Genomic DNA, 20778 nt, shown 5'->3' with positions numbered 1-20778 from the left:
CGAAAGCCGCGCCGCTGTGCGCGGTCGCCGCCGCAAACGCGGTAACGGGTCCGCCGCACCGGTCGACGGTCCTGTGTTCGTTGACAACTCCGGACGCCGGGCCAAGCTGCTGCGCCGGCTCGGCCTCCTCGTCGGTGTCGTCTGTATCGGGTACGCGATCGTGCTGGGCCTGGCCTTCATGGGCATCGGCACCTCGATCAACCCGTCCTCGCTGCTGCCCTTCGGGGGCGGCGGCAACGGTTCCGCGCCCGGTGGGGGCATGCAGCCGCAGGGCGGGGTCGCGCCGACCGGCGTCCCCAGCGGCGCGCCGTCCGGTGCCCCCACCGGCGTGCCGCCCACCGGAGCCGCGACCGGTTCCGCCTCCGCCACCGCCTCCGCCCCGGCCGCCTCCGCGACCGCCGACTGACCGGAATCGCAGCCAACTCCATGACCACGACACCTCCTTCGCGTGGCCGCCGCCGCGCCCCCACCCGGATGGAACGCGCCGCCGGCCGGGCCGCCGCGCTCCAGAAGCCGCGGGTCATCCTCGCGCTGCTGCTCCTGCTGGCGCTGACCTGCGTGATGCTGCTGGACGGCTATCTGCGCGCCGAGGTCGGCGGCGACGAACGCGTCCGTACCGGCGCCAGCGCCAGCGACGTACCCGACGACGTCCTGGACGGCGGGCCGATCCTGTCCTTCCGCGGCGGACAGGCCACCACCGTCTCGGTGCCGGACAAGACGATCGCGCTGACCTTCGACGACGGGCCGAACCCGACCTGGACCCCGCAGGTCCTGAAGATCCTGGAGGAGTACGACGTGCCGGGCACGTTCTTCCTGGTCGGGTCGATGGTTTCGCGCTACCCGGACATCGTCGACGACCTGGTCGACCAGGGCAACGAGGTGGGCATCCACACCTTCACGCACGTCGACCTGTCCTACCAGAGCGACGCCCGCATCACCCGGGAGATCGAGCAGACGCAGCTGGCGCTGGCGGGCGCGGCCGGGATCACGACGACCCTGTTCCGGGCGCCGTACTCCTCGGAGATGGACGCCATCGACAACTACAGCTGGCCGGTCTACAAGAAGCTCGGCGCGGACGGCTACACCAGCGTCTTCGTCGACACCGACAGCGACGACTGGAAGAAGCCCGGCGTCTCGAAGATCGTCAAGTGGGCGACGCCGGAGGACGGCGCGGGCGCTTCCGTGCTCTTCCACGACGCCGGTGGCGAGCGCTCGCAGACGATCAAGGCGCTGCCGAAGTACATCAAGAAGATGAAGGCGAAGGGGTACACCTTCACCACCATCAGCGGGGTCATGGCGGAGCAGGGCGCCACCGCCCCCGGGGCCGGGGCCGGGGCCGGTCAGCAGCAGGCGACCGGGGACCAGCAGGCGACGGACGGTGAGCAGCAGGCGACGGCCGGGGACCAGCAGACGGCCGGGAACCAGCCGACCGGTGCTCCCGCCGGGCAGAACGGCACCACCGACGCGGCCTCCCAGCTCACCGCCGCCCACCACAAGGCCACCGGCGCGACCCTCTACGAGGGCAAGGCGCTGATCGCCGCCGTCCGGGTCGCCGAGTGGACCGTGCCGGCCCTCTCGGTCGGGCTGATGGTCGTGGGCGTGGCCGTCATGGGCCGGTTCGGGATGATGCTGATCCTGGCCCGCCGGCACTACAGACAGCGCAACAAACGCCGGTTCAGCTGGGGGCCGACCGTCACCCGCCCGGTGAGCGTGATCGTCCCGGCGTACAACGAGAAGGAGTGCATCGCCAACACCCTGAAGTCGCTGGCACAGAGCACCCACCCGATCGAGGTCATCATCGTGGACGACGGGTCCTCGGACGGCACCTCCGAGATCTCCCGTGAGGCCGCCCGGGCGCTCGGCATGACCAACGTCCGCGTCATCCGGCAGGAGAACGCGGGCAAGCCGGCCGCCCTCAACAACGGCGTCCGGCACGCCAGCCACGACATCGTCGTGATGATGGACGGCGACACCGTCTTCGAGGCGGAGACCGTACGCCATCTCGTGCAGCCGTTCGCCGACCCCGAGGTCGGCGCGGTCGCGGGCAACGCCAAGGTCGGCAACCGCAACACCATCATCGGTGCCTGGCAGCACATCGAGTACGTGATGGGCTTCAACCTCGACCGGCGCATGTACGACCTGCTGCGCTGCATGCCGACCATCCCCGGCGCGATCGGCGCGTTCCGCCGCGAGGCGGTGCTGGAGGTCGGCGGGATGAGCGAGGACACCCTCGCCGAGGACACCGACATCACCATCGCCATGCACCGCGCGGGCTGGCGGGTCGTCTACCAGGAGCACGCCCGCGCCTGGACCGAGGCGCCCGGCTCGCTCAAGCAGCTCTGGTCGCAGCGCTACCGCTGGTCCTACGGCACGATGCAGGCGCTGTGGAAGCACCGCAAGTCCCTGACCGACAAGGGCCCCTCGGGCCGCTTCGGCCGGGTCGGCATGCCGCTGGTGGTGATCTTCCAGATCGTCACCCCGGTCTTCGCGCCGCTGATCGATGTCTTCACCGCGTACTCGATGATCTTCGTGGACTTCCAGGCGGCGCTGCTGGCCTGGCTGGCGGTACTGGGCATCCAGCTGTTCTGCGCGGCGTACGCCTTCCGGCTGGACAAGGAGAAGTACCGGTATCTGCTGATGATGCCGCTCCAGCAGCTCGCGTACCGGCAGATGATGTATCTCGTCCTGATCCACTCCTGCATCACCGCCCTCACCGGTGGCCGGCTGCGCTGGCAGAAGCTGAAGCGGACGGGCGAGGTCGGTACCCCGGCGGGGGCGGGCGGATGAGCTGGGAGCAGTACGGGCCGCCCGGACAGGGACAGGGACAGGGACAGGGACAGTACGGGCAGGGATACGGGCAGGGGTACGGGCACGGGTACGGGTACGGCGAGCAGGGGCAGGCGTATGTGCCGCCGCCGCAGCAGCAGTACGCGCCGCATCCCCAGCCGTACGTCCAGCCCCAGCAGTACCCCCAGAACTACGGCCCGAACGGGGTGTACGGCGGCTACCCGCAGGAGGTGCCGCCGGCCGAGTCCACGGCACCGCTGCCCCAGGTGGCACCGGAACCGGCTGCTCAGGCCCCGGCGGCTCCGGAGCCGGAGCAGCCGGCTCAGGCCCCGGCGGCCCGGTCCGGTGGCCGGGACCGGTACTTCGACACCCTGCGCGCGGTCGCCCTGGTCCGCGTCGTCACGTACCACACCTTCGGCTGGGCCTGGGCCGGGATGGTCTTCCCGTCCATGGGGATCATGTTCGGCCTGGCCGGCACCCTGATGGCCAAGTCGCTGGAACGTCCGGCGCCGAAGGTGGTCAAGAGCCGGATCCGCCGGCTGCTGCCGCCGTTCTGGTTCTGGGGCCTCTTCGTCGTCGTGGCGATGCTGATCCACGGCTGGATGCCGGGCTGGCAGATCGTCTACTGGGTCGTGCCGCTCGGCGACCCGCCGGGCAACGCGTGGGGCCAGCAGGCCTGGGAGATCCTCTGGTACCTGCGCACGTACCTGTGGTTCGTGCTGATCTCGCCGCTGCTGCTGAAGGTGTTCCGGCTGGCGCCGGTCCCGGTGCTGCTGGCGACCCTGGTCCCGATCGTGGTCTTCCAGTTCGGCTGGCAGCCGCCCGACAACCGCTTCGGCACCGGGCTCCTCGACCTGGCGACGTACCTCTTCTGCTGGGTCCTCGGCTTCGCGCACCGCGACGGGGTACTGGCCCGGCTGAAGCCGTTCGCGGTCGTGGCGCTGTCCCTGGCGGCGCTCGGCTACGGCGGCTGGTACGCCCTCGCCCACCAGGCCGAGTACGGCACCTACGACCTGGACGACATCCCGCTCGCCCAGGCGTTCTGGTCGGCCGGTTTCGTCACGCTGCTGATGTACTCCAAGGCGCGGCTGAACGTCGACTTCGCGGGTCTCGCCCGCTTCCGGCGGCTGGACCGGCTGGTCACCGTCTTCAACGCGCGGGCCGTGACGATCTACCTCTGGCACGAGCTGGCGCTGATCCTGGCGGTGCCGCTGATCGACCAGTTCTGGAAGGTGCCCGCGTTCGAGACGTACCTGCCGCTGGAGAGCCAGTGGTTCATGTTCGGCGTGGGCTGGGTGCTGATCGCGGTGTTCGTGCTGGCCTGCGGCTGGGTGGAGGACGTGGCGGGACGCAAACGGCCGCGGCTCCTGCCGTGAGTCCGGCCATCGGTCGGGCATCGGTCCGGCCGTGAGTCCGGCCATCGGTCGGGCATCGGTCCGGCCGTGAGTCCGGCCATCGGTCGGGCATCGGTCCGGCCGTGAGTCCGGCCGCGGGTCCGGCTCGGGCGGCCTGTAAGAATGGGCGGGTGACCCGCGCCTCCCTGAACAAGCAGCCGCACGAAGTCGCCTCGATGTTCGACCACGTGGCGGCCCGGTACGACCTCACCAACGATGTGCTGTCGCTCGGCCAGGACCGGGTGTGGCGCAAGGAGGTCGCGCGGGCCGTCGACGCCCGCCCCGCGCAGAAGGTCCTCGACCTGGCCGCGGGCACGGCGACCTCCTCGCTGCCCTTCGCCCGCACCGGCGCCTACGTCGTGCCCTGCGACTTCTCGCTCGGCATGCTCCAGGTCGGCAAGGCACGTCATGCCTGGCTGCCGTTCACCGCGGGCGACGCCACCCGGCTGCCGTTCGCGGACGACGTCTTCGACGCGGTGACCATCTCCTTCGGGTTGCGCAACGTCCAGGACACGGACGCGGCGCTGCGCGAGCTGTACCGGGTGACGAAGCCCGGCGGGCGGGTCGTCATCTGCGAGTTCTCACACCCGACCTGGGCGCCGTTCCGCACCGTCTACACCGAGTACCTGATGCGCGCCCTGCCGCCGGTCGCCCGCGCGGTCTCCTCCAACCCCGACGCGTACGTCTACCTCGCCGAGTCCATCCGCGACTGGCCCGACCAGCCCGCCCTGGCCGAGCGACTGCGGGCGGCCGGCTGGTCCAAGGTGGCCTGGCGCAACCTGACCGGCGGTATCGTGGCCCTGCACCGGGGCTTCAAGCAGAGCTGACCCTCACCGTCGAGGCGCGTCGGGGCCTGACGCGCCGGCGTCGTCGAGGCTCGTTGCGGCCCGGCATCCCGGCATCCCGGCATCCCGGCATCCCGGCATCGTGGCGGCTCGTCGTGGACGCACCCCCATCACCGAGGGGATCCTCGCGGCCCGCCGCCCCGGCACCACTACGAACAGCCGAGCGCCGCATACGGCATCCCCGGCCCACTAGGCCCGCTCGCCCCGCCCGCCTCCCTCGGTTCGTCCAGTTCCCGGCGCAGTCCGCCGCCGGGCGGCGCCGGCGTCCGGGGCTCGCGCACCCCGGCACCTCCGCCGCCCTCGCCCTCGCCCTCGCCGAAGTCGAACCACACGGTGACCGCGGCCCCGCGCGGCACCTCGGCGCCGGGCGGCGGGTACTGCCGTACCACGTACTCCACGACCACGCGGTGCAGGTCGGCCCGGTCGGGGGCGGCCAGCAGCACCCCGCGCGCCTCGGCCGCACGGCGCGCGTCCACGGCCATCAGGCCGACCAGACGCGGTACGCGGACCTCGGGTGTCTCGGGTGTGTCGCGCACGGAACCTCACCCCCAGCGAGTACGGGCAGAGTAACCCCCACCACGCACCCGCCGGAAGCTTTTTGTAGCGATAAGTAGTCGGAAACTGTCCGAATGGTTACTCTGAGTTACAATTCAAGGCGATAGCAGTGCCCCTGCCGCTGCGACTGCGGCGTCGTGAACACCTCCGCCAGCCGCATCCCCAGCCGCCGGGTCACCGCGATGGAGCGCTCGTTGTCCGCGTCGACCATCGCGACCACGCCCGGCAGCCCCGCCGCGCGCAGCCGCCGTACCGTCTCCCGGGCCGCCTCCGTCACATACCCCTTGCCCCAGTGCTCCCGGGCCAGCCGCCAGCCGATCTCGATCTCGCCCCTCGGCCCCCAGTCCCGGGGCCACGGCTGGGCGCCGGTGAACCCGATGACCTGGTCCCGCTCGTCGAGCACGGTCCACAGGCAGAACCCGTGCTCGGCGTCGTGCCGGCGCTGGCGGGCGGTCAGTTCCTCGTACACGGACAGCTCCGCCGGCCGGCCGCCGTGGAACTCCATGACGTCCGGGTCGGCGAAGGCCCGGTGCCAGGCGACGGCGTCCTCGTCGGTGGGAACCCGCAACCGTACAGCGGGGAGAGCTCGTTTCACGGGGCAGCCCTTCAGCCGGGTGATCGGTGACGCTGAATAGACTGCCCATGTCCGGTGCCCGTCGGCACACAGATTCTTGAACCCTGGGGAGATCCCGCCGTGACCGAGCCCCTCTCCGACAACACCGCCGATGTGATCGTCGTGGGCGCGGGGCCAGCCGGCTCCACCACCGCGTACTACCTGGCCAAGGCCGGACTCGACGTCCTCCTGCTGGAAAAGACCGCGTTCCCCCGGGAGAAGGTCTGCGGCGACGGACTCACCCCCCGCGCGACCAAGCAGCTCGTGGCGATGGGCATCGACATCTCCGAGGAGGCCGGCTGGCTGCGCAACAAGGGCCTGCGCATCATCGCCGGCGGCACCCGTCTCCAGCTCGACTGGCCGGACCTCGCCTCCTTCCCCGACTACGGGCTGGTCCGCAAACGCGACGACTTCGACGAACAACTGGCCCGGCAGGCCCAGAAGGCCGGCGCCCGGCTGTACGAGCGCTGCAACGTCGGCGCCCCGGTCGTCGACGACCGCACCGGCCGCATCACCGGCGTCACCGCCAAGCTCGGCGAGGAGAAGCGGGAGGTCACCTTCCGCGCCCCGCTGGTGGTGGCCGCCGACGGCAACTCCACCCGGCTCTCCCTGGCGATGGGTCTGCACCGCCGCGAGGACCGCCCGATGGGCGTCGCGGTCCGCACCTACTTCACCTCCCCCCGGCATGACGACGACTATCTGGAGTCCTGGCTCGAACTGTGGGACCGCCGCGGCCCCCAGGACCGTCTCCTTCCCGGCTACGGCTGGATCTTCGGCATGGGCGACGGCACCTCCAACGTCGGTCTCGGCGTCCTCAACACCTCCGCCTCCTTCAAGGACCTGGACTGGCGCGAGGTCCTCAAGGCATGGTGCGCCTCCATGCCCGAGGACTGGGGCTACACCCCGGACAACATGACCGGCCCGATCCGCGGCGCCGCCCTCCCGATGGCCTTCAACCGCCAGCCGCACTACACCCGCGGCCTGCTGCTCGTCGGTGACGCCGGCGGTCTGGTGAACCCCTTCAACGGCGAGGGCATCGCCTACGCCATGGAGTCCGGTCAGATCGCCGCCGACGTCATCGTCCAGGCGCACGCGCGGGCGACGCCGGCCCAGCGCGAGATCGCGCTCCAGCGCTATCCGCGCGTCCTGAAGGACACCTACGGCGGCTACTACAACCTCGGCCGCGCCTTCGTGAAGCTCATCGGCAACCCGAAGGTGATGCAGATCGCCGCCCAGCGCGGTCTGACCCACCCCGTACTGATGAAGTTCACCCTGAAGATGCTCGCCAACCTCACCGACCCGACCGGCGGCGACGCGATGGACCGCATCATCAACGGACTGACCAAGGTGGCCCCGAAGGCGTGACCGGGCGGATGCCTGGCCACTGAACTCGGCTGCCTAGCCACTGAACTCGGCGGCTCTGGCGGACCGGCGCGCGAACACCTCCTCGCGCCGGTCCGCCGACTGCCGCAGCGCCGCCTTCCGGTCCCGGGCGGAGAGCCGGTCCAGGTAGACCCGCCCGTCCAGGTGGTCGGCCTCATGGGCCAGGCACCGGGCGAAGTAACCGGTCCCCTCGACGAGCAGCGGGGCACCGTCCTTGTCGAACCCCCGCACCACCGCCCGGTCGGGCCGCGGCACGTCCATGACGGCCCCCGGCACCGACAGGCACCCCTCGCCCTCGTCGAGCAGCCGCCGTCCGTCCGGAACCAGGGGCTCCAGCACCGGATTGACGATGTGCCCGACATGTCGGACACCGTCGTCGTCCGGGCAGTCGTAGACGAACAGGCGCAGGCCGATTCCCACTTGGTTGGCCGCCAGTCCGGCTCCTTCGGCGACGTACATGGTCAGGAACATGTCGTCGATGAGCGCGGCGAGGTCGGGCCCGAACTCGGTGACGTCCCGGCACGGCTTGTGCAGGACCGCCTCGCCGACCTCGGTGACCCGCCGCACGCTGCCGTGCCGGGCCTCCGGCGCGAGCGGGGGATAGGTGGCGAGGGGGCGCCCCTGTACGAACACACTCGGCATGACTTCTCTCCCGATGCTGGTGAACGGACCGGTGGTGACCGGCCCGTTCACGAGCATGGCAGGAAAGGCGAAGGGCCGCTGCCCCTGTGGACAACGGCCCTTCGGCTGCCTTCTGGCTGTGGAAAACCTGGGTCAGAGTACGCGCACCGCGCCGCTCGGCGGATCGTAGGAGAGCGGCTTCTCGACGACGCCGGTGGACGAGTTCTGCGCGCCGACGAACATGCCGTCGCCGACGTAGATGCCCACGTGGTAGGCGCTGCCGGCGCCGCCCCAGTACAGGATGTCGCCCGGCTGGAGGCTGTCCAGCGAGACCTGGGTGCCGGCCACGGACTGGTCCTGGGAGACGCGCGGCAGGCTCACGCCCACCTGCTTGTAGGCGGCCTGGACCAGGCCGGAGCAGTCGTAGGCGGACGGTCCGGTGGCCCCGGACACGTAGGCCGCGCCCACCTGCGCCTTGACGAAGGAGACGATCGCGGCGGCGGAACCGGTGGCCGTGGACGTGCCGGTGCTCGCGGAGGAGCTGCCGGTGTCGCTGGAGCCGGTGTCCGACGTGGCGGTCAGGGTGGTGCGCTCGGCGTCGCGGGCGGCGCGCGCGGCGGCCTCCTTGCGGGCCTCCTCCGCGGCCTTCTTCTTGGCGGCGGCCTTGGCCTTGGCCTCCTTCAGGTCCGCCTTGGCTTCCTTGGCGGCCTTGGCCGCGGCGGCGTCACGCTCGGCCTGCAGCTCGTAGTTCGCGGCGGCCTGCTGGGTGGCGTCCGCGGACTGCGCGACCTGAGCGGCCATCTCGGCCGTCAGGGTGGGCAGCTCCAGGGTCTGCGTCACCGGCTCGGCCGCGCTGGCCGAACCCGACGCCCCGGCCACTGCCAGGGTGCTGAGGACGCCACCGGCAACTCCGGCTCGCATCGCGACGGTCGTCGACGCGCTGCGGCGGGGCTTCCGGTGGCTGCGTATGTGAGCGGTGTGGGACATGGGTACAACCGGTATCAGGAGCTCCTCCATACCTTCAAGAAACGTGTGCTGCGCCACAGTTGTTCAATCGGTGTCGCAAATCCCGGGCGTGTCGCCCTTTCTTGACGCGGTAACGGACATAGCGGACGGCTGTAACACGCCTGTGATCACGGACTTTGATCGTTACGTCCGAATTGCTCCCCGCTTACCACTGGTTGAGGCAGATGGCCAAGCCCGCTTCTCAGACGCCTCTCATGAATGTGGCGGAGGTCACGGAACGGTCACCCCGGCGCGTGCGTCCGCTCGTGAACGCGTGCACGCGTTCACACCGGACCCCGTCGTCGGCCCCGAGATGTGAACGCGGCGCACTATCAAGAGAAGGTGTCCACCACCAATTTGCATGCACGTGAAGCTTCTTGATATTGAGACGCCCGCGCTGAGCTGCGGTGACCGGGGAAAATGTCACCACTGGTGATCAGTCGGAAGCTTCCTGTGTGAAGATCACCGCTCATCCGACTTCATGATCCTTCGTCAGGTGGTGGAGATCACAAAGCTTGTGCAATACCCCGTGTCGCAGATCACAGAGCGGCAGGCATAAGATGCGGAGCAGTTGGGCTTGTGACCTGCTTCACATGTTCGCGATCTTCGCCGGGACCAGCGGGGCTCGTGGGGCTGCTGAGGCGGTTGTGGGCCCAGGCAAAACCGCCAGCAGTCAGTGCCGACTGAGAGGAGCGAGGAGCGGTGAACGCGTATGCGCCCATCCTCGTACTGGGAGCCCTCGGGGCAGGCTTTGCGATCTTTTCCGTGGTCATGGCCACGTTGATCGGTCCGAAGCGGTACAACCGGGCCAAGCTCGAGGCCTACGAGTGCGGGATCGAGCCGACCCCCACGCCGGCCGGCGGCGGGCGCTTCCCCATCAAGTACTACCTGACGGCGATGCTCTTCATCGTCTTCGACATCGAGATCGTCTTCCTCTACCCCTGGGCCGTCACCTTCGACGCCCTGGGGATCTTCGGGCTCGTGGAGATGCTGCTCTTCGTGCTCACCGTCTTCGTCGCGTACGCGTACGTATGGCGGCGCGGCGGCCTGGAATGGGACTGAGGGGCCTTACGTCATGGGACTCGAAGAAAAGCTGCCGAGCGGCTTCCTGCTGACCACCGTCGAGCAGGCCGCGGGCTGGGTGCGGAAGTCGTCGGTCTTCCCGGCCACCTTCGGCCTGGCCTGCTGCGCCATCGAGATGATGACCACCGGGGCCGGGCGCTACGACCTGGCCCGCTTCGGCATGGAGGTCTTCCGCGGCTCACCGCGCCAGGCGGACCTGATGATCGTGGCCGGCCGGGTCAGCCAGAAGATGGCGCCGGTGCTGCGGCAGGTCTACGACCAGATGCCGAACCCGAAGTGGGTGATCTCCATGGGGGTCTGCGCCTCCTCGGGCGGCATGTTCAACAACTACGCGATCGTCCAGGGCGTCGACCACGTCGTCCCGGTCGACATCTACCTCCCGGGCTGCCCGCCACGGCCCGAGATGCTGATGGACGCGATCATCAAGCTGCACCAGAAGATCCAGACCACCAAGCTCGGCGTCAACGCCGAGGAGGCGGCCCGCGAGGCGGAGGAGGCGGCGCTCAAGGCCCTGCCCACCATCGAGATGAAGGGGCTGCTGCGATGAGCGACGCGAACGGCACCTCGGGCCCGGCCGGGGCCGAGGACAGCGGCGGCGCGAACCCCGAGAAGGACCTCTCCGCCGAGAACCTCCCCGGCCAGCGCGGCCAGGGCGGCGAGGAGATCCGCGTCCAGCGCGGCATGTTCGGCGCCAACAACGGCGGCGACACCTCCGGCTACGGCGGCCTGGTCCGCTCGGTCCGGCTCCCGGGGCCGGCGAGCAGGCCCTACGGCGGGTGGTTCGACGAGGTCGCCGACGAACTGGAGGGCGCGCTGGAGGAACAGGGACTGCTCCCGGACAACGCCATCGGGAAGACGGTCGTCGACCGCGGCGAGCTGACCTTCCACATCGAGCGCGAGCACCTGGTCCGGGTCGCGAAGACGCTGCGCGACGACCCGGCGCTGCGCTTCGAGCTGTGCACCGGCGTCAGCGGCGTGCACTACCCGAGCGACAAGGGCCGCGAACTGCACGCCGTCTACCACCTGCGCTCGATCACCCACAACCGGCTGATCCGTCTGGAAGTCAGCGCGCCCGACAGCGACCCGCACATCCCGTCGCTGTTCTCCGTCTACCCGACCAACGACTGGCACGAGCGCGAGACGTACGACTTCTTCGGCATCGTCTTCGACGGCCACCCGGCACTGACGCGGATCATGATGCCGGACGACTGGCAGGGCTTCCCGCAGCGCAAGGACTATCCCCTCGGCGGCATCCCCGTCGAGTACAAGGGCGCCCAGATCCCGGCTCCGGACCAGCGGAGGTCGTACTCATGAGCACGTCGCACGCATCCCCGAGGGAGACCACCGAGGGCACCGTCTACACGGTCACCGGCGGCGACTGGGACGAGGTCGTCCAGTCCGCGGCCCGCGCCGACGACGAACGCCTGATCGTCAACATGGGCCCGCAGCACCCGTCCACGCACGGCGTGCTCCGGCTGATCCTGGAGATCGAGGGCGAGACCGTCACCGAGGCCCGCTGCGGCATCGGCTACCTGCACACCGGCATCGAGAAGAACCTCGAGTACCGGACCTGGACCCAGGGCACCACCTTCGTGACGCGCATGGACTACCTCACGCCGTTCTTCAACGAGACGGCGTACTGCCTGGGCGTCGAGCAGCTGCTCGGCATCGAGGACCAGATCCCGGACCGCGCCTCGATCATCCGGGTGCTCCTGATGGAGCTGAACCGGATGTCCTCCCACCTGGTGGCCATCGCCACCGGCGGCATGGAGCTCGGCGCCACCACGATCATGATCTACGGCTTCCGGGACCGCGAACTGATCCTGGACATCTACGAGCTGATCACCGGGCTGCGCATGAACCACGCGTACATCCGCCCCGGCGGCCTCGCCCAGGACCTGCCGCCCGGCTCGGTGGACCAGATCCGCGAGTTCGTGAAGAAGATGAAGAAGAACCTCCCGGAGTACGACAAGCTCGCCACCGGGAACCCCATCTTCAAGGCCCGCATGCAGGACGTCGGCTACCTCGACCTGGCCGGCTGCATGGCGCTGGGCGCCACCGGCCCGGTGCTGCGTTCCACCGGCCTCCCGCACGACCTGCGCAAGTCCCAGCCGTACTGCGGCTACGAGAACTACGACTTCGACATCCCGACCGCCGACACCTGCGACGCCTACGGCCGCTTCCTGATCCGGCTCGAGGAGATGCGGCAGTCGCTCCGGATCGTCGAGCAGTGCCTGGACCGGCTCAAGCCCGGACCGGTCATGGTGCCCGACAAGAAGATCGCCTGGCCCGCCCAGCTCGCCCTGGGACCGGACGGACTGGGCAACTCCCTCGACCACATCAAGAAGATCATGGGCACCTCCATGGAGGCCCTGATCCACCACTTCAAGCTGGTCACCGAGGGCTTCCGGGTGCCGCCGGGACAGACGTACACCGCGGTCGAGTCCCCCAAGGGCGAACTCGGGGTGCACGTCGTCTCCGACGGCGGCACCCGCCCCTACCGGGTGCACTTCCGCGACCCGTCCTTCACCAACCTTCAGGCCATGGCGGCGATGTGCGAGGGCGGCCAGGTCGCCGACGTCATCGTCGCGGTGGCGTCCATCGACCCCGTGATGGGAGGCGTCGACCGGTGACCACCGATTCCTCGGAGCGGGGCGTCGGACTCGGCATGCCCGAGCTGCCCGCGCCCGACTACCCGGACGACGTACGGGCCCGCCTGGAGCCCGACGCGCGCGAGGTGATCGCCCGCTACCCGGACTCCCGGTCCGCCCTGCTGCCGCTGCTGCATCTCGTGCAGTCGGAGGAAGGCCATGTCACGCGCACCGGGATGCGGTTCTGCGCGCAGATGCTCGGCCTGACCACGGCCGAGGTCACCGCGGTGGCGACCTTCTACAGCATGTACCGGCGCCGGCCCAGCGGCGACTACCAGGTGGGCGTCTGCACCAACACGCTGTGCGCGGTGATGGGCGGCGACGCCATCTTCGAAGAGCTCCAGGAGCACCTGGGCGTCGGCAACGGCGAGACCACCGACGACGGCCTGGTCACCCTGGAGCACATCGAGTGCAACGCGGCCTGCGACTACGCGCCGGTGGTGATGGTCAACTGGGAGTTCTTCGACAACCAGACTCCGGCCAGTGCCCGCCGCATGGTCGACGACCTGCGGGCCGGCCGGCCGGTCAGCCCGACGCGCGGCGCGCCGCTGTGCACGTTCAAGGAGACCGCCCGGATCCTGGCGGGCTTCCCCGACGAGCGGGAGGGCGCCGTCGAGGCCGGGGGCAGCGCGGGACCCGCCTCCCTGGTCGGCCTGAAGCTGGCCAAGGGCGAGCACTCCGCCGCGCGCGTGGTGCACCCGCGCGGCGCGGCGCCCCATGGTGAACCGTCGCACGAGCCGCCGCACGAGCCGTCGCCGACCGAGCACCTCAGCTCGCACGACGCGCCGCAGGACACATCGGCCTCCGACCCCTCCCACCCGGCGGGGCCCACTGCCGAGGAGGGGGAGTGATGACCTTGGCCGCCGAGATCAAGGACCACAGCCCGGAGAAGCTGCTCGCACCCGTGCTGTCGGCCTTCTGGGACGAGGACGCGTCCTGGACGCTGGACGTGTACCGCAGGCACGACGGGTACGAGGGGCTCCGCAAGGCGCTGGCCATGTCGCCGGACGACCTCATCGCCTACGTCAAGGAAGCCGGTCTGCGCGGCCGCGGCGGCGCCGGATTCCCCACCGGGATGAAATGGCAGTTCATTCCCCAGGGGGACGGCAAGCCGCACTATCTAGTTGTCAACGCCGACGAGTCGGAGCCGGGGACCTGCAAGGACATCCCGCTCCTCTTCGCGAACCCGCACAGCCTCATCGAGGGCATCGTCATCGCGTGTTACGCCATCAGGTCGTCGCATGCCTTCATCTATCTGCGGGGTGAAGTCGTCCCCGTGCTGCGGCGGTTGCACTCAGCCGTCGCTGAGGCGTACGCGGCGGGCTTCCTCGGCGAGAACATCCTGGGCAGCGGACTCGACCTGAACCTCACCGTGCACGCGGGCGCGGGCGCGTACATCTGCGGTGAGGAGACCGCACTGCTCGACTCGCTCGAAGGCCGCCGCGGTCAACCGCGGCTCCGTCCCCCCTTCCCTGCGGTGGCCGGCCTCTATGCCTGCCCGACTGTGGTGAATAACGTCGAATCGATCGCATCCGTTCCCGCGATCCTGAACAAAGGCAAGGACTGGTTCAGGTCGATGGGCAGTGAGAAGTCCCCGGGCTTCACGCTGTACTCCCTCTCCGGTCACGTCACCAGCCCCGGCCAGTACGAGGCGCCGCTCGGCATCACGCTGCGCCAGCTCCTCGACATGAGCGGGGGCATGCGTCCCGGCCACCGGCTGAAGTTCTGGACCCCCGGCGGCTCCTCGACGCCGATGTTCACCGAAGAGCACCTCGATGTCCCTCTTGACTACGAAGGAGTGGGCGCCGCGGGTTCCATGCTCGGCACCAAAGCCCTCCAGTGCTTCGACGAGACGACCTGCGTGGTCCGCGCCGTCACCCGCTGGACCGAGTTCTACGCCCACGAGTCCTGCGGCAAGTGCACGCCGTGCCGGGAGGGGACGTACTGGCTGGTGCAGTTGCTGCGCGACATCGAGGCGGGCAAGGGCCGCATGGCGGACCTCGACAAGCTGAACGACATCGCCGACAACATCAACGGCAAGTCCTTCTGCGCCCTCGGCGACGGCGCCGCCTCGCCGATCTTCTCCTCGCTGAAGTACTTCCGCGAGGAGTACGAGCAGCACATCACCGGCCGCGGCTGCCCCTTCGACCCCGCGAAGTCGACGGCCTGGGCCGATCACCGTACGGAGGTGACCGCATGACTGTGACCACGAGCGCTCCCTCCGGTGGGGGAGAGGCGGCCGTTCCGCCCGCGGACCTGGTGTCGCTCACCATCGACGGCGCCGAGATCAGGGTGCCCAAGGGCACCCTGGTCATCCGGGCCGCCGAGCAGCTCGGCATCGAGATCCCCCGGTTCTGCGACCATCCGCTGCTCGACCCGGCCGGCGCCTGCCGGCAGTGCATCGTCGAGGTCGAGGGCCAGCGCAAGCCGATGGCGTCCTGCACCATCACCTGCACCGACGGGATGGTGGTCAAGACCCACCTGACCTCGCCGGTCGCGGAGAAGGCGCAGAAGGGGGTGATGGAGCTGCTGCTCATCAACCACCCGCTGGACTGCCCGGTCTGCGACAAGGGCGGCGAGTGCCCGCTGCAGAACCAGGCGATGTCGCACGGCGGCGCCGACTCCCGCTTCGAGGGCAAGAAGCGCACCTACGAGAAGCCGGTGCCGATCTCCACCCAGGTGCTGCTCGACCGGGAGCGGTGCGTGCTGTGCGCCCGCTGCACCCGGTTCTCCAACCAGGTGGCCGGCGACCCGATGATCGAGCTGATCGAGCGCGGCGCGCTCCAGCAGGTCGGCACCGGCGAGGGCGACCCCTTCGAGTCGTACTTCTCCGGGAACACCATCCAGATCTGCCCGGTCGGCGCGCTCACCTCGGCGGCGTACCGGTTCCGGTCCCGCCCGTTCGACCTGGTCTCCTCGCCGTCGGTGTGCGAGCACTGCGCCGGCGGCTGCGCGACCCGTACCGATCACCGGCGCGGCAAGGTCATGCGCCGCCTGGCGGCCAACGACCCCGAGGTCAACGAGGAGTGGATCTGCGACAAGGGGCGGTTCGGGTTCCGCTACGCGCAGCAGCGCGACCGGCTCACCACGCCCCTGGTGCGCAACGCCGAGGGCGAGCTGGAGCCCGCGTCCTGGCCGGAGGCGCTGCAGATCGCCGCCCAGGGGCTGCTGGCCTCGCGGGGCCGGACCGGGGTGCTGACCGGCGGCCGGCTCACCATGGAGGACGCCTACGCGTACAGCAAGTTCGCGCGGGTGGCGCTCGACACCAACGACATCGACTTCCGCGCGCGCGTGCACAGCGCCGAGGAGGCCGACTTCCTGGCGGCCCGGGTGGCCGGCCGGGGCCGCGACCTGGACGGTACGGGGGTGACGTACGCGGCGCTGGAGAAGGCGCCCGCGGTGCTCCTGGTCGGGTTCGAGGCCGAGGAGGAGGCGCCCGGCGTCTTCCTCAGGCTGCGCAAGGCGTGGCGCCGGCACGGGCAGCGGGTGTTCGCCCTGGCGACGCATGCCACGCGCGGCCTCGCGAAGGCCGGCGGCACGCTGCTGCCCGCCGCGCCCGGCACCGAGACCGAGTGGCTGGACGCGCTGGCCGGCGGGGTCGGTCTGGAGGGCGACGGCAGCCGGGCCGCCGAGGCACTGCGCACCGAGGGCGCGGTCATCGTCGTCGGCGAGCGGCTGGCGGCCGTCGCCGGGGGCCTGACCGCCGCCGTACGGACCGCGCGGGCGACCGGCGCCCGGCTGGCGTGGATCCCGCGCCGGGCCGGGGAGCGGGCCGCGATCGAGGCGGGCGCGCTGCCGACGCTGCTGCCGGGCGGCCGTCCGGCGACCGACCCGCGCGCGCGGGACGAGGTCGCCGCCGTCTGGGGCGTGGCCACGCTGCCGCACCGCTACGGCCGGGACACCGGCCGGATCATCGAGGCCGCCACCGACGGGGAACTGCAGGCGCTGCTGGTGGCCGGCGTGGAGGTCGCCGACCTGCCCGATCCGGCACGCGCGCGTGCCGCGCTGGCCGAGGCCGGGTTCGTGGTCTCCCTGGAGCTGCGGCCCGGCGAGGTCACCGAGCTGGCCGATGTGGTGCTGCCGGTCGCGGCGGTCGCCGAGAAGGGCGGCGCCTTCCTCAACTGGGAGGGCCGGGTCCGCTTCTTCGAGGCCGCGCTCAAGCCCGACCAGATGACCGGGCGGCCGGCGCCCACCGACGCGCGGGTGCTCCAGATGCTGGCCGACGCCATGGACGTACACCTGGGGCTGCCGGACCTGCGGACGGTCCGCGCGGAGATCGACCGGCTCGGGCCCTGGGACGGGCCGGCGGCCACCGAGCCCCTGGAGAGCGCCGCCGCGCTGCCCCGGCCGGCCGCCGGGGAGGCGGTGCTCGCCGGGCACCGGCTGCTGCTCGACCAGGGCCGCCTCCAGGAGGGCGACGAGGCGCTCACCGGCACCCGGCACGCGCCGCGCGCGCGCGTGTCGGCCGCTACCGCCGCCGAGGCGGGCGTCAAGGACGGCGACCTCCTGGCGGTGACCGGCCCGGCGGGCGTCGTCGAACTTCCGCTCCAGGTCACCGAGATGCCCGACCGGGTGGTGTGGCTGCCGCTGAACTCCGCCGGCGCCGGCGTCGCCGCCGACGCCGGGGCGCTGCCCGGCTCACTCGTCCGCATCGGCCCGGCGACCACCGTCGGCGCGGCCCCCAAGGAGGTGGAGGCATGAGCCCGTACCTCGCCGCTGAAGACCTCTCGATGTTCGGCCAGGACCCCTGGTGGCTGGTCGTCGTCAAGGCGGTGTTCTGCTTCGCGTTCCTCATGGTGACGGTACTGATCGCCATCGTCATGGAACGCAAGATCGTCGCCTGGATGCAGTTGCGCGTCGGACCGAACCGGCACGGCCCCTGGGGCATGCTCCAGTCGCTCGCCGACGGCGTGAAACTGATGCTCAAGGAAGACCTCGTCGTCAAACGCGCCGACAAGGCGGTCTACGTCCTGGCGCCGGTCGTCGCGGCCGTCCCGGCCTTCATGGCGTTCGCCGTGATCCCGTTCGGCCCGGCCGGCAACGAGGTCTCGATCTTCGGGCAGCGCACCACCATGCAGCTCACCGACCTGCCGATCGCCATGCTGTACATCCTGGCGGTCGCCTCGGTCGGCATCTACGGCATCGTGCTGGCGGGCTGGTCCTCCGGCTCGACCTACCCGCTCCTTGGCGGACTGCGCTCCTGCGCGCAGATGATCTCCTACGAGATCGCCATGGGCGCCGCGTTCGCCTCGGTGTTCCTCTACTCCGGGACGATGTCGACCTCCGCGATCGTCGAGCAGCAGGCCGACCGCTGGTACATCCTGCTGCTGCCGGTCTCCTTCCTGCTGTACATCGTCACGATGGTCGGCGAGACCAACCGCGCGCCGTTCGACATGCCGGAGTCAGAGGGCGACCTGGTGGGCGGTTTCAACACCGAGTACTCGTCGATCAAGTTCGCGATGTTCATGCTCGCCGAGTACGTGAACATGGTGACCGTCTCGGCGGTGACCACCACCCTCTTCCTCGGCGGCTGGCGGGCCCCCTGGCCGGTCTCCACCTTCTGGGAGGGCGCGAACCACGGCTGGTGGCCGATGCTCTGGTTCGTCGTCAAGGTGCAGGTGCTGCTGTTCGTCTTCGTCTGGCTGCGCGGCACCCTGCCCCGGGTCCGCTACGACCAGCTGATGAAGCTGGGGTGGAAGGTCCTCATCCCGGTCTCGCTGGTCTGGCTGATGCTGGTCGCCACCGTGCGGGCGCTGCGCAACGAGAACTACGACTTCGCCGACATCGCGCTGTACGTCTGCGGCGCGGTGATCGTCGTACTGCTGCTCTCCTTCCTCTTCGACCTCTTCCACGACAAGGGGAAACGGGCCGAGCGGCCCGCCGAGGAACCGGCCGCGTTCGATCCGATGGCCGGCGGATTCCCCGTGCCGCCGCTGCCCGGACAGGAGTTGCCGCCGGTACCGCGCCGCGGTCCGCGCCGGGAGCGGGAGCTGATTGTCAGTGGTGGGCCCGATACTCACAGTGACGGACCTCTGGGCGGATCTACGGATGGAAAGGAGGCGTCCGATGGCTGAGGAACCGAAGGAGACCAAGCCAGGTTTCCAGAACCCCGTGGCCGGCTTCGGCGTGACCTTCAAGGCCATGTTCAAGAAGCGGCTGACCGAGCAGTACCCGGAGCAGGAGAAGACCACCGCTCCGCGTTTCCACGGACGGCACCAGCTCAACCGCCATCCGGACGGCCTGGAGAAGTGCGTCGGCTGCGAGCTGTGCGCTTGGGCCTGTCCCGCCGACGCGATCTACGTGGAGGGCGCGGACAACACGGACGAGGAGCGGTACTCGCCCGGTGAGCGGTACGGCCGCGTCTACCAGATCAACTACGCCCGCTGCATTCTGTGCGGGCTGTGCATCGAGGCGTGCCCCACCCGCGCGCTGACCATGACCAACGAGTTCGAGCTGGCCGACTCCAGCCGCGCCAACCTCATTTACACCAAGGAGCAGTTGCTCGCCGGGCTGGACGACAACATGGTGGACACGCCGCACGCGATCTACCCGGGGACCGACGAGCAGGACTACTATCGGGGGCTGGTCACCGAGGCCGCGCCCGGTACCGAGCGGCAGGTCGCCCACTCCAAGGGCGAGGTCGTGCAGGAGGCGGCCTCGACCTTCGGCGAGGAGGAACCGGCGTCGGAGAAGGTGATCCGCCGATGACCGCGCAGCTCGCCGCCTACTCCACCCATATCGCCGCTTACTCCACCTCCACCGGAGAGGCCGTCCAGTTCTGGATCCTCGGCACGGTCGCGGTGATCGGCGCCCTGTGCACGGTGTTCATGAAGCGCGCCGTGCACAGTGCCCTCTGCCTGGCCGGGACCATGATCATCCTGGCGGTGTTCTACCTGGCCAACGGCGCCTACTTCCTCGGCGTCGTCCAGGTGGTCGTCTACACCGGCGCGATCATGATGCTGTTCCTGTTCGTGGTGATGCTGGTCGGCGTCACGGCGGCGGACTCCCTGAAGGAGACCATCCAGGGGCAGCGCTGGCTGGCCCTGCTGTGCGGGCTCGGCTTCGGCATCCTGCTGATCGCGGGCATCGGCAACGCCTCGCTCACCGAGTTCAGCGGCGTCGGCCAGGCCAACGCGGGCGGCAACGTGGAGGGTCTGGCGGCCCTGATCTTCACCAAGTACGTCTTCGCCTTCGAGATCACCGGCGCGCTGCTGATCACGGCCGCGGTCGGCGCGATGGTGCTCACCCACCGGGAGCGCACCGAGCGGGCCAAGACCCAGCGGGAGCTGGCCGAGGAGCGGGTGCGGGACGGCAAGTACCTGCCGCCGCTGCCCGCGCCCGGGGTGTACGCGCGGCACAACGCGGTGGACATCGCGGGCCTGCTGCCCGACGGCACCCCCTCCGAGCTGACCGTCATGAAGACGCTGCGCGAACGCGGCCAGGTCCGGGACGTGTCGACGGACGCCCTGGGCGACCTGAAGGCCCTGGAGCAGCGGGCCGAGGAGCGCCTGGAGCGCACGAACAGCGGGGAGGCGGCCAAGTGAACCCGGTCAACTACCTCTATCTCGCGGCCCTGCTGTTCACCATCGGCGCCTCCGGGGTGCTGATCCGGCGCAACGCCATCGTGGTGTTCATGTGCGTGGAGCTGATGCTCAACGCCTGCAATCTGGCGTTCGTCGCCTTCTCCCGGATGCACGGCAATCTGGACGGCCAGGTCATCGCCTTCTTCACGATGGTCGTCGCCGCCGCGGAGGTCGTGGTCGGGCTCGCGATCATCGTGTCCCTGTTCCGTTCCCGCCACTCGGCCTCGGTCGACGACGCCAGCCTGATGAAGCTGTGAG

20 protein-coding genes are annotated in these 20778 nt (G+C 70.2%); 16 read left to right on the top strand and 4 right to left on the bottom strand.

Annotated features, from left to right (window positions below; translation table 11 throughout):
• Nucleotides 1–73: 73 nt before the first annotated feature.
• From ACTT8P_RS04395 to ACTT8P_RS04380, 4 genes are all read left to right on the top strand, one after another.
• Nucleotides 74–406, top strand: a complete 333-nt coding sequence (locus ACTT8P_RS04395) for a hypothetical protein (protein WP_442830178.1) — start codon at nucleotides 74–76, stop codon at nucleotides 404–406.
• A 20-nt stretch (nucleotides 407–426) separates the two neighbouring features.
• Nucleotides 427–2787, top strand: a complete 2361-nt coding sequence (locus ACTT8P_RS04390; protein ID WP_442830177.1) for a bifunctional polysaccharide deacetylase/glycosyltransferase family 2 protein — start codon at nucleotides 427–429, stop codon at nucleotides 2785–2787.
• Complete coding sequence (locus ACTT8P_RS04385) at nucleotides 2784–4163, top strand: acyltransferase family protein (protein WP_442830176.1); 1380 nt, start codon at nucleotides 2784–2786, stop codon at nucleotides 4161–4163. The genes ACTT8P_RS04390 and ACTT8P_RS04385 overlap by 4 nt, the downstream gene beginning before the upstream one ends.
• Nucleotides 4164–4312: 149 nt before the next feature.
• Entirely contained in the window at nucleotides 4313–5008 is a 696-nt protein-coding gene (locus ACTT8P_RS04380; RefSeq protein ID WP_361157938.1) for a demethylmenaquinone methyltransferase, read from the top strand.
• 167 nt (nucleotides 5009–5175) lie between these two features.
• Here the strand turns inward: ACTT8P_RS04380 and ACTT8P_RS04375 are convergent, their stop codons facing one another.
• Nucleotides 5176–5562 (bottom strand): PASTA domain-containing protein, encoded by a 387-nt coding sequence (locus ACTT8P_RS04375; protein ID WP_442830175.1) that lies wholly within the window; start codon nucleotides 5560–5562, stop codon nucleotides 5176–5178.
• 107 nt (nucleotides 5563–5669) lie between these two features.
• Nucleotides 5670–6176, bottom strand: a complete 507-nt coding sequence (locus ACTT8P_RS04370) for a GNAT family N-acetyltransferase (protein ID WP_442830174.1) — start codon at nucleotides 6174–6176, stop codon at nucleotides 5670–5672.
• Between the two features lie 99 nt (nucleotides 6177–6275).
• On the opposite strand from ACTT8P_RS04370, the gene ACTT8P_RS04365 reads away from it, so the two are divergent.
• A complete protein-coding gene (locus ACTT8P_RS04365; protein ID WP_442830173.1) occupies nucleotides 6276–7559 on the top strand; it encodes a geranylgeranyl reductase family protein in 1284 nt (427 codons plus the stop codon).
• 33 nt (nucleotides 7560–7592) lie between these two features.
• On the opposite strand, the gene def is transcribed toward ACTT8P_RS04365, so the two are convergent.
• Entirely contained in the window at nucleotides 7593–8219 is a 627-nt protein-coding gene (gene def / locus ACTT8P_RS04360; protein ID WP_442830172.1) for a peptide deformylase, read from the bottom strand.
• A gap of 132 nt (nucleotides 8220–8351) precedes the next feature.
• Nucleotides 8352–9185: a C40 family peptidase gene (locus ACTT8P_RS04355; RefSeq protein ID WP_442830171.1), complete on the bottom strand. Its 834-nt coding sequence runs from the start codon at nucleotides 9183–9185 to the stop codon at nucleotides 8352–8354.
• Nucleotides 9186–9905: 720 nt separating this feature from the next.
• Here ACTT8P_RS04355 and ACTT8P_RS04350 point away from each other — a divergent pair.
• From ACTT8P_RS04350 to nuoK, 11 genes are read left to right on the top strand one after another with little or no spacing between them, the layout of a single operon-like run.
• Nucleotides 9906–10265 (top strand): NADH-quinone oxidoreductase subunit A, encoded by a 360-nt coding sequence (locus tag ACTT8P_RS04350; protein ID WP_003992243.1) that lies wholly within the window; start codon nucleotides 9906–9908, stop codon nucleotides 10263–10265.
• A 13-nt stretch (nucleotides 10266–10278) separates the two neighbouring features.
• The gene (locus ACTT8P_RS04345) at nucleotides 10279–10833 is read left to right on the top strand and encodes a NuoB/complex I 20 kDa subunit family protein (RefSeq protein ID WP_442830170.1); all 555 of its coding nucleotides are present in this window, start codon (nucleotides 10279–10281) and stop codon (nucleotides 10831–10833) included.
• Nucleotides 10830–11600, top strand: coding sequence for an NADH-quinone oxidoreductase subunit C (locus tag ACTT8P_RS04340; RefSeq protein ID WP_442830169.1), 771 nt, complete (start codon nucleotides 10830–10832; stop codon nucleotides 11598–11600). Before ACTT8P_RS04345 ends, ACTT8P_RS04340 begins: the two co-directional genes overlap by 4 nt.
• The gene (locus ACTT8P_RS04335) at nucleotides 11597–12919 is read left to right on the top strand and encodes an NADH-quinone oxidoreductase subunit D (protein WP_442830168.1); all 1323 of its coding nucleotides are present in this window, start codon (nucleotides 11597–11599) and stop codon (nucleotides 12917–12919) included. The genes ACTT8P_RS04340 and ACTT8P_RS04335 overlap by 4 nt, the downstream gene beginning before the upstream one ends.
• The gene (gene nuoE / locus ACTT8P_RS04330) at nucleotides 12916–13788 is read left to right on the top strand and encodes an NADH-quinone oxidoreductase subunit NuoE (protein ID WP_442830167.1); all 873 of its coding nucleotides are present in this window, start codon (nucleotides 12916–12918) and stop codon (nucleotides 13786–13788) included. Before ACTT8P_RS04335 ends, nuoE begins: the two co-directional genes overlap by 4 nt.
• Nucleotides 13785–15137: an NADH-quinone oxidoreductase subunit NuoF gene (gene nuoF / locus ACTT8P_RS04325; protein ID WP_442830166.1), complete on the top strand. Its 1353-nt coding sequence runs from the start codon at nucleotides 13785–13787 to the stop codon at nucleotides 15135–15137. The genes nuoE and nuoF overlap by 4 nt, the downstream gene beginning before the upstream one ends.
• The gene (locus ACTT8P_RS04320) at nucleotides 15134–17638 is read left to right on the top strand and encodes an NADH-quinone oxidoreductase subunit G (RefSeq protein ID WP_442830165.1); all 2505 of its coding nucleotides are present in this window, start codon (nucleotides 15134–15136) and stop codon (nucleotides 17636–17638) included. The genes nuoF and ACTT8P_RS04320 overlap by 4 nt, the downstream gene beginning before the upstream one ends.
• Nucleotides 17635–19011 carry an NADH-quinone oxidoreductase subunit NuoH gene (gene nuoH / locus ACTT8P_RS04315; RefSeq protein ID WP_442830164.1) on the top strand — a complete coding sequence of 459 codons (1377 nt, stop codon included), beginning with the start codon at nucleotides 17635–17637 and terminating at the stop codon, nucleotides 19009–19011. The genes ACTT8P_RS04320 and nuoH overlap by 4 nt, the downstream gene beginning before the upstream one ends.
• Nucleotides 19004–19645, top strand: coding sequence for an NADH-quinone oxidoreductase subunit NuoI (nuoI, locus tag ACTT8P_RS04310; RefSeq protein ID WP_442830163.1), 642 nt, complete (start codon nucleotides 19004–19006; stop codon nucleotides 19643–19645). Before nuoH ends, nuoI begins: the two co-directional genes overlap by 8 nt.
• Nucleotides 19642–20481, top strand: a complete 840-nt coding sequence (locus ACTT8P_RS04305; RefSeq protein WP_442830162.1) for an NADH-quinone oxidoreductase subunit J — start codon at nucleotides 19642–19644, stop codon at nucleotides 20479–20481. Before nuoI ends, ACTT8P_RS04305 begins: the two co-directional genes overlap by 4 nt.
• Nucleotides 20478–20777, top strand: coding sequence for an NADH-quinone oxidoreductase subunit NuoK (nuoK, locus tag ACTT8P_RS04300; protein ID WP_361157898.1), 300 nt, complete (start codon nucleotides 20478–20480; stop codon nucleotides 20775–20777). Before ACTT8P_RS04305 ends, nuoK begins: the two co-directional genes overlap by 4 nt.
• The last annotated feature ends 1 nt before the right edge of the window (nucleotide 20778 follow it).

Origin of the sequence: Streptomyces sp. JW3 (assembly GCF_052216785.1) — a bacterium.
GTDB lineage: Bacteria > Actinomycetota > Actinomycetes > Streptomycetales > Streptomycetaceae > Streptomyces.
Note: the sequence above shows the minus strand (reverse complement) of the source record. Positions and strands in the feature narration are given on the sequence as shown.